12 protein-coding genes and 1 tRNA gene are annotated in these 13,280 nt (G+C 66.2%); 9 read left to right on the forward strand and 4 right to left on the reverse strand.

All coding sequences use genetic code 11. From position 1 onward, the window contains the following. Nucleotides 1–80 precede the first annotated feature (80 nt). From ACFYUV_RS24665 to xerC, 8 genes are all read left to right on the forward strand, one after another. Complete coding sequence (locus ACFYUV_RS24665; RefSeq protein ID WP_387671569.1) at nt 81–1,451, forward strand: FtsK/SpoIIIE domain-containing protein; 1,371 nt, start codon at nt 81–83, stop codon at nt 1,449–1,451. 89 nt (nt 1,452–1,540) lie between these two features. Continuing rightward, nucleotides 1,541–2,197 (forward strand): DUF2637 domain-containing protein, encoded by a 657-nt coding sequence (locus ACFYUV_RS24670; RefSeq protein WP_387671570.1) that lies wholly within the window; start codon nt 1,541–1,543, stop codon nt 2,195–2,197. Next, nucleotides 2,194–2,583 (forward strand): hypothetical protein, encoded by a 390-nt coding sequence (locus ACFYUV_RS24675; RefSeq protein ID WP_387671572.1) that lies wholly within the window; start codon nt 2,194–2,196, stop codon nt 2,581–2,583. Before ACFYUV_RS24670 ends, ACFYUV_RS24675 begins: the two co-directional genes overlap by 4 nt. Beyond that, the gene (locus tag ACFYUV_RS24680; protein ID WP_387671574.1) at nt 2,580–2,720 is read left to right on the forward strand and encodes a hypothetical protein; all 141 of its coding nucleotides are present in this window, start codon (nt 2,580–2,582) and stop codon (nt 2,718–2,720) included. The genes ACFYUV_RS24675 and ACFYUV_RS24680 overlap by 4 nt, the downstream gene beginning before the upstream one ends. A 58-nt stretch (nt 2,721–2,778) precedes the next feature. Next, entirely contained in the window at nt 2,779–2,916 is a 138-nt protein-coding gene (locus ACFYUV_RS24685; RefSeq protein WP_387671576.1) for a hypothetical protein, read from the forward strand. Between the two features lie 309 nt (nt 2,917–3,225). Then, a complete protein-coding gene (locus ACFYUV_RS24690) occupies nt 3,226–4,578 on the forward strand; it encodes a replication initiator (RefSeq protein ID WP_387671577.1) in 1,353 nt (450 codons plus the stop codon). Further along, the gene (locus tag ACFYUV_RS24695) at nt 4,575–4,757 is read left to right on the forward strand and encodes a helix-turn-helix domain-containing protein (RefSeq protein ID WP_387671579.1); all 183 of its coding nucleotides are present in this window, start codon (nt 4,575–4,577) and stop codon (nt 4,755–4,757) included. Before ACFYUV_RS24690 ends, ACFYUV_RS24695 begins: the two co-directional genes overlap by 4 nt. Beyond that, nucleotides 4,757–5,965 (forward strand): tyrosine recombinase XerC, encoded by a 1,209-nt coding sequence (gene xerC / locus ACFYUV_RS24700; RefSeq protein WP_387671581.1) that lies wholly within the window; start codon nt 4,757–4,759, stop codon nt 5,963–5,965. The genes ACFYUV_RS24695 and xerC overlap by 1 nt, the downstream gene beginning before the upstream one ends. A gap of 70 nt (nt 5,966–6,035) precedes the next feature. On the opposite strand, the gene ACFYUV_RS24705 is transcribed toward xerC, so the two are convergent. From ACFYUV_RS24705 to ACFYUV_RS24720, 4 genes are all read right to left on the reverse strand, one after another. After that, complete coding sequence (locus ACFYUV_RS24705; protein WP_387671582.1) at nt 6,036–8,504, reverse strand: hypothetical protein; 2,469 nt, start codon at nt 8,502–8,504, stop codon at nt 6,036–6,038. Next, nucleotides 8,501–9,361: a hypothetical protein gene (locus ACFYUV_RS24710; protein ID WP_387671584.1), complete on the reverse strand. Its 861-nt coding sequence runs from the start codon at nt 9,359–9,361 to the stop codon at nt 8,501–8,503. Before ACFYUV_RS24710 ends, ACFYUV_RS24705 begins: the two co-directional genes overlap by 4 nt. 180 nt (nt 9,362–9,541) lie before the next feature. Further along, nucleotides 9,542–9,618 (reverse strand) — tRNA-Thr (locus ACFYUV_RS24715). Nucleotides 9,619–9,675: 57 nt separating this feature from the next. Beyond that, nucleotides 9,676–11,208 (reverse strand): alpha/beta hydrolase, encoded by a 1,533-nt coding sequence (locus ACFYUV_RS24720; RefSeq protein ID WP_387671586.1) that lies wholly within the window; start codon nt 11,206–11,208, stop codon nt 9,676–9,678. Between the two features lie 193 nt (nt 11,209–11,401). Here ACFYUV_RS24720 and ACFYUV_RS24725 point away from each other — a divergent pair, with 193 nt between their 5' ends. Next, nucleotides 11,402–13,234 (forward strand): glycoside hydrolase family 15 protein, encoded by a 1,833-nt coding sequence (locus ACFYUV_RS24725; protein WP_387671588.1) that lies wholly within the window; start codon nt 11,402–11,404, stop codon nt 13,232–13,234. The last annotated feature ends 46 nt before the right edge of the window (nt 13,235–13,280 follow it).

Below are 13,280 nucleotides of genomic sequence, written 5' to 3' on the forward strand. Positions count from 1 at the left end.
GAGCGGGCGCGTCGCCTGGCAGCTCGTTCGCCCGCTCCCGGGGCCGGCCCTTTTCGAAGGTTCGAAAGGACGTCCCAAGTATGTCCGACTGGCTGATCCCGTTGGCCATCACCGTGGCCTCGGTCTGCTCGATCCTGCTGGTGTGGCGCGCGCTGCACCCCGTCTCGTTCTGGCTGGTCGTGGGCTACCCGCTCAAGACCCTGCATGTCTACTTCACCTGGGGCAACGTCGCCCTCGGCTGCAGCCTGACCCGTAAGCGGCGCCGCTGGCGCTACACCCTCGACGGCCTTCCGGTCGTCGGCCACGCGACGATCTCGCTCACCCACAAGCGGAAGGTCCGCCGGGTGCAGATCGACAAACCACCCCGGCTCGGCATCGTCCGCCCGTGTCGTCTCGGCTTCCGAGTGAACGTCAAGCTCATGGACGGTCAGACGCCGGACGACTATGCCGCCCGGCTGTCCAACCTCGCCCACGCCTGGCGCGTGCATTCGGTGCGTCTGTTGGCGTCACGGCCTGGCCGGATCACCCTGCTCGCCACCCGAGGTGATCCGCTGTCCGAAGTCCGCACACCCGTGCTGTCGGAAGGGCTGCTGCGGGTGCGGGTCGGGCTGCTGGAGACCGGCGCGCCGTGGGTGGTCGACTTCCGTACGGTCCCGCACTGGCTCAACACCGGTGCGACTCAGTCCGGCAAGTCCACGCTCCTGAACGCTCTGATCACTGGCCTGTCAGGCCAGCCCGTCGCCCTGGTCGGCTTCGATCTCAAGGGCGGCGTCGAACTCACCGCCTACAGCTCACGCCTGTCCGCCATCGCCACCGAACGAGCCGAATGCGTCGGCCTGCTCGATGACCTGATCTGCCTGGTCAAGACCCGCATGGCCCTGTGCCGTACGAACAAGGTCCGCAACATCTGGAGACTGCCCGAAGACCTGCGCCCGACCCCGGTCGTGGTCCTGGTCGACGAGGTCGCGGAGCTGTTCCTGATGGCCCACAAGGGCGAGAAGGACGAGATCGCCTCGACTGCCACCGCGCTCCTGCGGCTGGCGCAGCTCGGCCGGGCGTTCGGGGTCTATCTGGTGGTGTGCGGTCAGCGGGTCGGTTCCGACCTCGGCCCCGGTGTCACCGCTCTGCGATCCCAACTGTCCGGCCGCGTCTGCCACCGGGTGAACGACCCGGAGACCGCAACCATGACGCTGGGCGACACCGACCCGGGCGCCCTGGACGCGGCCCGTCAGATCCCGGCGAACATGCCGGGCACCGCCGTCGTCGTCGGCGATGACGGGCGCTGGTACCGGGCCCGGTCCGTTTACGTCAGCGAAGAGGTCGCCGAGGCCGCCGCCCAGACCAACGCCGAGCTTACGCCCGCCTGGGCCGATCTCCTCACCGGCACCGACACCGTGACCGTCACGGACGCCGAGCTGGAAGCCCTGGCCCGCGAAGGCGAACCCACCTAACCACTCACCTGCCCACGGCCCCGGCGCCGGCCTGATCGCGCCAGGTCCCTACCCACCCCATGCCCGAAACCGAAGGGAGGTGCTCTGCCATGGACCACATCCGCGCCCGGCTGGTCGACACCGGTCCCGTCGTCGTCCTGGCGGTCATCGCCGCTGTCGGGTCCTTCACCCACATCAGCGATCTGGCCGCTCGGCACGGACAAGTCGGCTGGCAGTCCTGGGCGGTCGCCGTGTGCATCGACCTGATGTGCGTCATGGCCGCCCGCGAACTCCAACGCGACAAGCGCACCGGCCGCCACCGACGCGGCCTGATGTCCTGGCCTGCACTCGTGCTCACCGGCGGCATCGTCCTCACCCTGGCAGCGAACCTGGCCACCGCCCGGCCGACCGCGTGGGGCTGGATCACCGCCGCCACACCCGCCGTGGCCTTCCTGGTCTCGGTGTCGATGCTGGAACGCCGCGCCTCGCACCGTCCAGAGAGGCCGGCCGATGCCGAGCCCGCAGAGACCGACGCCGAGATGGCTCAGGCCGTCCAGCTAGACCCCGTCGAACTGCCCTCGGCCGAACCCGAACCCAAACATGCCGTGTCCCCGGCACTGCTGGCCTACGCCCGCCGTCTGGCCGGCGACCACCACACCAAGCACCACCGGCCCATCACCGGCGACCAGCTCGCCATCCGCATGCAGGTCTCGGCTGACGTGGCCAACGACCTGCTCACCCTGATCCGAAGGGAACCCGTCGCATGAACCACCACGACCTCATCATCGAGGCCGCCCGCTCCTGGGCCCGTGGCTCCTACCCGATGGAAGCCGCCGTGGAACTGCTGATCCACCACGGCACGTGGCTACGCCGACCGGACTTCCAGACCCTCGCCGTGGACCTGGAGGAACCGTTCGCGGTCATCGACTGGCAGGCCGTCCACAACGCTCTCACCCGCGGTCACCTGCCCTGCTCTCGCGGAGAGGACGCCATGCTCCGCATCGCCCTCTCGATCGCTTACGCCCTGCCCGTCGAGCTCGGCCCGGCGCTCACCATCCTGGACGCGACCAACCTCGGCTACGTCGTGGCCGCCGTCCGCCACGCCGCCGGCAACCGCGCCGCTTGGGTCCCGGTGCAGGGCGGCCCCGCATGAACCGCCTCTACTGCCGCCGCTGCCTGGGCTCCGGCACCATCACCGCCTACCGCAGTCAGCCCCAGCCCACCGGCCCGACGCTCGTCATCGAGACCACGGAGACCTGCCCCACCTGCCAAGGAAGGGGCACCCGATGACCACCGTGCCCGAACGGGCCAAGGTCGCCTTCCGTGCCGACTGATGCGGCATCCACCCGTGACCCGCTTACCGTGCCCGTTCTGCGCCTGCTGCGCCCGCTACGGCTGCGACTTCGACGGCGACCCGCCCGACTGCGACACCACCACACCCGACCAGCCCTGCCCATGCACCACCCAAGGAGGTGAACCCGAGTGATCTACGCCTACGCCTGCGCCACCTGCAACGGCACCGGCCTGTACGACGACGACACCTGCCGCGACTGCTCCGGCACCGGCATCGACAACCAGAACTGACCGACGACGCCACCACGGGACGGCTCAAGCCTGGCAGCCCGCCGTCCCCGTGGGGCGTCACCCTCCGCATTCAACGAAGGAACTCCAGTATGCGCGACCGGCCCTGCCCGGAATGCGACGGATACGGCTCCGTCCGCGTCCGCTCGATCCAAAGCCACCTTCTGATCATCGTCTACTGCCCGAGCTGCGAAGGCAGCGGAGAGGAGGCCCAATGACCGAAGCGCCCGCACAGCTCGGCGACCTCATCGGTCCCGTCATCCGGGACCTGGCCCGCCGCTCCAACCACGACGTCACCCGCTGGCTACACCAGGTCGACCGACTCCGCGGCTGCACCGACCCGATCCGCCTGACCGGCGAGTCCGCCACCTTGAACGGCACCACGGGCGAAGTCCTGAACGCCTACACCACCCACGACGAGCCACACGGCCAGCTCCTCGTCCGCTGCGGCAACCGCCGCGCCTCCCGCTGCCCGGCCTGCGCCGAGACCTACCGCCAAGACACCTTCCACCTCATCCGCGCGGGCCTGCTCGGCGGAGACAAGGGGGTTCCCGAGATCGTCCGCACCCATCCCAGAGTCCTCGCCACGCTCACCGCCCCGTCCTTCGGCCCCGTCCACCGAGGCCCCGACAAGGACGGCACTGCCAACGTCTGCCATGCACGCCGTACCGGCCCATCGTGCTTCACCCGCCACCACCTAGGAGACCCGACCATCGGTCAACCGCTCGACGCCGACAGCTACGACTACACCGCCCACATCCTGTGGAACGCCCACGCCGCCGCCCTGTGGCACCGCTTCACCGTCTACCTCCGCCAGCACCTGGCCGCCGCCACCGGCCTGACCCGCAAGGAGTTCGCCCGCGTCAGCCGCCTGTCCTTCGCCAAGGTCGCCGAGTACCAGGCAAGGGGCGTCGTCCACTTCCACGCCGTCATCCGCCTCGACGGCCGCGACGGCGACACCCTGACCACCCCGCCCACCTGGGCCACCCTCGACCTGCTCACCACCACGATCCACTCCGCCGCCCAAGCCGTACGCCTGCCCGCCCCGCAAACCGGCCACCCGCTCACCTGGGGCACCATCGACGTCCGCCCGATCCAGACCGCCGGCCCCGGCACCCTGTCCGAAGCAGCCGTCGCGGGCTACATCGCCAAGTACGCCACCAAGGCCGCCGAGACCTCCGGCACCCTGGACCGCCGCGTCACCCACCGCGACCTCACCCGCCTGCACACCCACGGCGTCACCGACCACGCCGCCCGTCTGATCCGCACCGCCTGGGACCTCGGCAATCCCGAAACCCATCCCGACCTGGCCCCACTGCGCCTACGGCAATGGGCCCACATGCTCGGCTTCCGCGGCCACTTCTCGACCAAGAGCCGCGCCTACTCCACCACCCTGACGGCCCTGCGCCGCGTCCGTGTGGAGTACCGCGAGGCCCAAGAGCTGCAACGCCTGCCGTACGACCCGACCAGCACGCTCGTCCTCGCCCACTGGAAGTACGCCGGGCAGGGCTTCACGCCGGGCGAATCAGCCCTCGCCGCCACCGTCAACGGAGAGGGGCGCGCATGACCGCTGACCTCCTCACCGTCCCGGAAGCGATGGCCGTGCTCAAGGTCAGCCGTTGGACTCTCTACAACCTGATCCGCTCCGGCGAGATCACGTCCATCCTCGTCGGCACCCGATGCCGCCGCATCCCGTCGTCCGCCCTGGACGCCTACGTGACCCGTCTATGTGAGGAGGCCGCCTGATGAGCAAGCGATCGAACGGTGAAGGCTCGATCTTCCCGTACAAGGGCGGCTGGGCGGGCTACGTCTGGGTCACCACCCCGGACGGCGAGCGCACCCGCAAGTGGGCCTACGGCAAGACCCGCGAGGAGACCCACGAGAAGTGGCTCAAGCTCCACGACCAGGCCCGCAGCGGCCCTGTGGCCACCAGACACGAGACCGTCGCGGCCTTCCTCAAGCGCTGGCTCGCCGACGTGGTCCAGCCCAACCGGGAGCCGACCACGTACGCGGGATACGAGGCGCTGGTGCGCCTCTACCTCGTCCCCGGCCTGGGCAAGAAGCGGCTCGACAAGCTGACCGTGCGCGACGTCCAGACCTGGCTCAACACCCTTCCGACCCTCTGCACCTGCTGTGCTCAGAAGAAGGAGCGCAAGAAGCCGTGCTGCTCGATCGGCCAGTGCTGCCGGGACTACCCGTCACGCGGAACCATCGAGAGCATCCGTCGCGTGTTCCGCTCTGCCCTCACCCATGCCATTCGAGAGGAACTGATCTCCAAGAACGTCGTCTCGCTCACCACGCTCCCCAAGACGGCCACCAAGAAGCGCAAGCACGTCGTATGGAGCGTCGACGATGCCCGGACGTTCCTCGAACACCTTCGGACCATAGACGAACCGCTCTACGCCGCCTTCGTGCTCATGCTGGTCCTCGGCCTGCGCCGGGGTGAAGTCCTCGGCCTCACCTGGGACAGCATCAACCTCGACGGCCGAGAGCTGTGGGTCTCTCAGCAGCTCAACCGCATCCACGGCAAGCTCCTCCACCGGAACACCACCAAGACCACCGACTCAGACGCCTCGCTTCCGCTCCCTGCCTTGTGCGTCACCGCGCTCAAGCACCGGCGCCGGGTCCAGGAGGAGGCTCGCAAGGAAGCCGGCGACAAGTGGAAGGACTCCGACCTCGTCTTCACCACCCGGTACGGCACACCAGTCGAACCGCGCAACTTCAACCGCTCGTTCGAGCTACGTGGCAAGGCCGCCGGTGTCCCACGCATCCGCGTCCACGACACCCGCCACACCTGCGCCTCGATGCTCGCAGCGCTTGGCGTTCATCCTCGAGTGGCCATGAGCATTCTTCGTCACTCACAAATCTCAGTGACAATGAATGTCTATACACAGATTTCAAGTCCCGCTGCCCGCCAAGCACTCGACCGACTAAACAAGAGCCTCAACCGATAAATAGTTCTCAATAAACATTCGGGGGGCACCATGAGGCGTCCCCCGAATGAGCATCTCGCCAATAGGCCATTTAACGAAGATACTTGGCCAGTACGCTTCGCGCAGCCGCACGAATATTCCGAGACGGGTGAGAGTCAAGCAACTTTCGAACTTCTCTTTCACACCAGAGCGGCTGGTCGACTAGGGATACGTCGTCCGCGTACGCGATTAGCCCGCGCAGAACACCCATTGGTGGCGATATTCCGGGATCACCAAGAAGCTCTCTAACTCGCGATTTCACTACCGCCTTGAGCTTCAAATTACTGACCATACTCAGGTACGCGAGAACATGCGCGGCCCGATGCCTGACGAACGACTCACGATCGAAGGAGAGCTGTGATGCAACAATTATCGGCCAGTCAACATCCGGATTCCGGGATCCAACCAGCAGACATCCTTTGGCGGCCTCAGCACGAATCGTGGTTTCGTTTGCACGGGAGTCTCGAAGTGTTTCCTCCAAAACCTCCTCGGCCCCGAGCAGGTCATGCGCTATATAGAAGTTTCGACACGAGATATTAAGTCGGTCGATCGACGTTGGAAAGAACGCGTCGCGAAGGCCGTCACCCCCAGGTATGCGATTGAGGCGAAAGACTTCTCGAACAGAATCAGGCAACTTCGAAGCCGAGCTTCTCTTGGCCAACACGTCCAGCGCATCGACCTTGTGCTCTGCTGACACATTCGAGTCGAGAAGGGCATCCAGCAGTGGAGGCCAGAGATCGTTCCTACCGTGATCACTGATTAGTAGCGCGGCCAAACCGAACGGTGACCAGAAGTATCCGTGACGGGTGCCTCTTGCGGCATCTTGCCGATCCTCGGAAAGTGTCCTGCCCACTATATCGACGGCCCTATCAAGGTCCTCGACTGTGGGAGAATGGTCGAGGGTTCCATCCAACAATGCGACTACGAACTCGAATCCCGAAAGGGACTCTACCAACGCAAGTGGAGGCGCCTCGCCCATCTCTTTATAGATGCGCAAGTGGTCCGTTGAGAGCACGTTCTTCGGACTAGCTGCCGCCTCGACCGCAGCCAACAACCGCCCTCGAGTTGTGCGCGAAACGGAAGACCAGTCTATGTGGCCGACGAGTTTCGTAAGTGCCGAGAAAGCGAACTGATTTCGAACTGCCTTTGATGTGGCGATGACCTCTATGACGTCGCTCAAGGCAGAAGACACGTGGAGGCCGCTGTCTACGGAAGCCAGAGATGCGATCGTCGATATAGCAGTTTCCGTCCGCGTCCATGAAGCGGCATTTTGATCCTTCAGTCTCCCTGGACGCCTAAGCCTCGCATAGTCCAAGGCCAGTTGAACAGCAATGACTGCACGCTCTGGCGCGATGAGATCCGCTGCCTTCTCCAGCAAAAGCAGATCGGAGGCTGTGACATAGCGCTGAGACTTTCGGGTATCGATGAGGTTCTCAGCCGCCCTGCTCAGGGTGTCTAGCGGCCCTTGTTCACGCACATGCTGCAAGAAGCGCTTCAGATCATCGTGCGCGTCTGCTTGGCGAAACAGTCTTATTGCTTCGCCGGGCCATTCTGGATCATCGGCACCATTGACCAGTCTTATAGCGAAGATGCCGCCCAGTGTTTTTTGGTATCGAGCGGTCCTGGAGATGTCTCCGGTAAGTTCAGCGTTTAGCATTGAAGAATAGGCAAGAGCGAGCGCCGTATCCGCTTGATTGAAGACACGAGTACGAGTGGACGCGTTATAGCTTCTCTTGAAAGTCTCCTCAGCGATCCCTGCGAGCGCTGTTTCCATGTCCCGCGTTTGCCGAACAGCGGCAGCAGGGAATGGCGACCGGACAACATCAACCCAAGAGTTGTCGTTGAGATCAGCTGTATGAGCTAGTAGCGATCTGGCATTTCCGAGTAAAAGCTCCGCAAGCCGTCGCTGTGATTCTACCGCATTCCACGAAATGCCACGCGAAACCGAGAACTCGTCCCAGCCGGCTTCCGAAAGTGCCAAAGTATCGACAACTCGGCTAGCGTATTGGCGGGATTGCTCGATTGCGCCGATCTCAAAATATCTCAATGCACATTGCTGCAATAGTCCAGCGACAATGAGCGACCGCGACCCCTCGCTTCCTGCGCCACTAGACGAGATCGTCCATATCAGGTCATCCAATATCGGGATGGTCTTCTCAGGCTGATCGATCTCAGCATTGGCGCTGGCCATAATGAGCGCGGCCGATGCTCTAGCACCTAGCGCTAGAGCGTTATTCTTAACCGCCTCACGAAGGCCTTCGATTCCAACCAATATAGTTTCCGAGCGCAGCGACTTCAGAGCCGCGTCTGCCAAAGTTCCTTCGCCGGCGTCACTGTGATCTGCTTCTTCGTCTGGATCGCGGTAGTCCATGTACTCACGCCATTGGAACCGGATGACAAGAGCCAAGAGCTCGGGTTCCGACACGTGATCCGTTCGAAAGTTTGGGTGCGGGGCGACATCGGCAGGGGCTAGGCAGGCCACAACCCATTGGACGCCCAAAGGATCAGATTCAATGCTCATGCCAATCCTTTCGTTCCGCCCTCATCGTTATCGGCGCTACCTAACCTGGCCTGCACAATTGCCGCCCGCACAACATTTCTGACGTGCGAGGATATTTCTCTTCGTAAGACGTCGACGGTCGGGCAGGTAACGACCCGCGTGCACTCTTCGGAGTATCCCGCAGCTTTGGCGAGGGCTCGCCCGTCGTCCTCGTTGAAGGGCTCCTCGGACCTGTCAACTGCATAAAATAGGAGTCGTGCAGCTGGGTGATCACGCTGTGCAGCTCTGATCCTGGCCGTGGTCTTGCGCTTTATTCGCTCGAACTGTGCTGCAGATACTACGACGATGAGAGCCGGGGCGCCCGACAGTCCACGCGTGGGTGGCTCAACGGGTAGCCCCTCGATGCCTTCTCCTACGTCCCGGAGGCCGTCGAAGATGGCCTCCTCCCAGCCACCAGTGCCTAGGAAATTTGAGATGATGTAGGGAATGACTGCTCGTGCCGTCCCTTCCTCCACATCTGTGTCTGTCCCCAAGATGTCCGCAGGGGATCTCCCGCTTTGCACAACTGGCGACAGCTCACCCTGCGATATCAGGACATCGCCGTGGATTGTGGAGTTGCTAAAGTCGGCGTGCTTCGCGGACTTGGTGGGCTCATCAGCCTCTTCCCCCTGGGGGCTCGCCTTCACAGATTGAGCGCGCAGAAGCACTACCGATCCAAGAACGATGAGGATGGCGAGCACTCCCACCGACGGCCATGGGTGCCGTCGAAGGTAGTCAAGCCCCCATGGCCACTGCGGACTCGACGCGGCCACATTTTGAACTAGCGCGGCAAGAGTGCCAAGGATGGTCAGGACGACTGTGATCACGACGACGAACATGGATCGCCGACTCACGCGCCCTCCGTCTCCCGTGCGGATGACATGATCACGAGCGACTCAGCCTTGGACGGCCATGGGCTGCCAGTGGTGACACAGATCGGTGTCCGAGGCGGTTGCTGTACTTCCTGGCTGTACAAGGTCAAAAGGGCCGCTCCTGATGGACAGGAGCGGCCCTTGACCTGGAGCCGCCTTGGGGATTCGAACCCCAGACCCCTTCATTACGAGTGAAGTGCTCTGGCCGACTGAGCTAAGGCGGCGTGCCTGTACGGCTTGGAAGAGTCTACAGGAGATCTAAGGGTTCTTGCTCCTCCTGATCATCGGATGCCCGGACAGATCGTGCCGTCCTTCGGCAGCACCCCTTCCACGAGATACCGGTCCACGGCGTCGTCCACACACGAAGAGCCGTTCCCGTACGCGGTGTGCCCGTCGCCGTCGTAGGTCAGCAGCACGCCGGACCGCAGCTCACCCGCCAGCGCCCGAGCCCACCCGTACGGCGTCGCCGGGTCCCGTTTCGTGCCGACGACCAGGATCGGAGGAGCCCCGGCGGCGGTCAGGCGGTGCGGCGAGAAGGTGGGCCGAGCCGGCCAGAACGCACATGGCAGGGACGACCACACGATGTACGCCCCGAACCGGGGCGCCTTCCTGGACGCCTGCGCCGCATCCTCCGCGAACGCCGCGGCCGTCGCCGGATACGGGCCGTCGACGCAGTTCACCGCCAGATTGGCCGCCAGCTGGTTGGAGTAGGTGCCGTCGTCCTGCCTGCCGGCGAGCTGGTCGGCGTTGCGCAGCAGGAGTGAGCCGTCGCCGTTCAGCGCCCGGCGTAGCGCCTCGGTGAGTTCCGGCCAGGAGGCACGGTCGTAGAGCGGCGTCAGCGCGCCGAGGGTGGCCAGCGCCTCGGTGACCCGCCGGCCGCCGCCGTCCAGGGGCCGGGTGTCCGCGCGGTGGATCAGGGCTCCTACCTCGTCCGTCGCCTCTTCGGCCGGCCGGCCGGCGAACGGGCAGTCGCGGTCGCCCAGGCAGTCCTCGACATACGCGCGCAGCGCCTGCTCGAACCCCACGGCCTGCTCGGTGTTGACCAGCATCCGCGAGTCGGCCGGGTCGAGGGCGCCGTCCAGTGCGAGCGCGCGCACCTTGCCGGGGAACAGGTCGGCATAGACGGCCCCGAGAAAGGTCCCGTACGACTTGCCGAGATAGGTCAGCTTCTGGTCGCCCAGGGATTGGCGCAGCAGGTCCAGGTCGCGCGCCACGTCCACGGTGCCCAGGTGGGGCAGGAGCCGGCCCGAGTGCTTCCGGCAGCCGTCCGCGAACCGCCGCGCCGCAGCCTCCAGCGCACCTCGCTCCTCAAGGGTGTCGGGGGTGGTGTCCATGGCGACGAACGCGTCGAGAGCGTCGTCGTCGAGACACTCGACCGGCGCGGACCGGCCGACCCCGCGCGGATCGAACCCGACGACGTCGAACCGCTCCCGCACCTTCTCGCCCACCACCAGCCGGGCGGCCCTGGCGTACTCGACCCCGGACGCCCCCGGCCCACCCGGGTTCAGCACCAGCGAGCCGATCCGGTCGCCCGTCGCGGGCAGCCGGACGACCGCCAGCTCAAGCCGCTCACCGTCGGGACGGTCGTGGTCGAGCGGCACCCGCAACGTCCCACACTCGAAGCCGTCCCCACAGTCGGACCAGCCGAGCCCCCGCACCACCCGCTCCTCCGGACGGCCACACCCACCGGCGAGAAGCACCGCCGGCACCACGCCCCCCGCCACGACGCGGCGCAGCCACCGCGCGCCCCACCAGCGCGACACGCCCGGCACGGGCAGCAGGGCGGGGGCTCCCCGCGAGCGGTGTTCACGCACCGCACCAGCAAACCACCCCCTGAACGCCATCCGGCGAACCGCCGGGCCGAGGCGCGCGCTCGTCACCCTGGATGACTTCCTGCGATACCAGGAGTTAGCCTGAAAAGGCTGCTCCGTCCCCCCGGTGACGGTCGCTCAGTCGACACGTCCGGAGGCAGTCGTCCGGTATGTCCGGCGAACAACGGAGGCATCGATGAACGGCTACCCGCAGATCGCGGACCACGGCATGATCGGAGACCTGCAGACCGCCGCGCTCGTCTCCAGCGACGGCACCATCGACTGGTGGTGCACGCCCCGGTTCGACTCCCCGAGCCTCTTCGCGTCCATCCTCGACAGCGAGCGCGGAGGCCACTGCCGGCTGGCCGCCGACCTGGAGGGAAGCGACGAGGCGGCCGTGCGGCAGCTCTACCTGCCGGACACCGCCGTCCTCGTCACCCGGTTCATGGCTTCCGGCGGCGTCGGCGAGGTCGCCGACTTCATGGAGCCGAACACCTCCAGCACCCCTTCCGGCCGGCACCGCCTGGTGCGGTTCGTCCGGGTGGTCCGCGGGAGCCTGCCCTTCGTCTTCTCCTGCCGTCCCCGCTTCGACTACGGGCGGGCACCGCACACCCTCGCGCTCGGCGACGCCGGATCGGCGGTCTTCCAGGGCCCCGGCACGAACCTCCACCTGCAGGCCGCCGGCCCTGTCGCCCTGCGCCCGGACGGTGAGGACATCGTCGCGGACTTCACCCTCCAGGCCGGCCAGACGGCGGCGATCGTCCTGACCAGCTGCAGCGGCGACGACCAGGCCGTGCCGCCCGTGACCGCCGACGGGATCCGCGACAGCTTCGAGGCCTGCCGCGCCTTCTGGCACCGTTGGCTGCGCGCGTCCCGGTACCGGGGGCGCTGGCGTGACATGGTGAACCGGTCGGCGATCACTCTCAAACTCCTCACGTACGCGCCCACCGGCGCTCCGATCGCCGCCGCCACGATGGGGCTGCCGGAGCAGATCGGCGGCGAGCGCAACTGGGACTACCGCTACACCTGGGTCCGCGACGCCTCCCTGTCCGTCCGGGCCCTGATCGGCCTCGGCTTCGTCGAGGAGGCCCAGGCGTTCCGTACGTGGCTGCATGAACGGCTCCTCGCCGGCCGCGCCTCCGGTGAGCCGCTGCAGATCATGTACCGGATCGACGGGGATCCCCATCTGACCGAGGAAGTGCTCGACCACCTGGAGGGATACCGGCACTCCCGGCCGGTACGGGCCGGAAACGCCGCCTCCGATCAGCTCCAGCTCGACATCTACGGTGAAGTCGCCGACGCCCTGGCCCAGGCCCAGGAGATCGGCGGCATCCGCGGCTGGCGGTCCTTCGCCGCGCTGCTCGACTGGCTGGCCGACACCTGGGACCGTCCCGACGAGGGCATCTGGGAGACCCGCGGCGGGCGCCAGGAGTTCACCTACAGCCGGCTGATGACCTGGGTCGCCTTCGATCGCGGCATCCGGATGGCCACCACCCACTCGCGTCCCGCCGACCTCGTGCGCTGGATGAGTGTCCGGGACGCCGTCTTCAACCAGATCATGGACCGCGGCTGGAGCCCCGATCGGCAGGCTTTCGTCCAGCACTACAGCACCGACGTGCTGGACGCCTCGCTGCTGCTCATGCCCAGGGTCGGGTTCATCTCCCCCCGCGACCCGGCCTGGCTGAGCACCCTGGACGCCATCGACCAGGAGCTGGTCAGCGACAGCCTCGTCTACCGCTACGACCCCGCCGCGTCCCCCGACGGCCTGCGCGGCTCGGAGGGGACGTTCAACCTGTGCAGTTTCCTCTACGTCGAGGCCCTGGCCCGCGCCGGACGGCTGCAACAGGCCCGTTACGCCTTCGACAAGATGCTCACCTACGCCAACCACGTCGGCCTGTTCGCCGAGGAGATCGGCCCGTCAGGCGCGCAGCTCGGCAACTTCCCGCAGGCGTTCACCCATCTGGCGCTCATCGCCGCGGCCGTCGCCCTCGACGAACAACTCGACCGTGCCGAACCGGGCGGGCGGTAGACCGCACACGGCGTCTCGGAGTCACGGCGTCACGGCGTCACGGCGT

Source organism: Nonomuraea sp. NPDC003560 (assembly GCF_042878785.1).
GTDB lineage: Bacteria > Actinomycetota > Actinomycetes > Streptosporangiales > Streptosporangiaceae > Nonomuraea.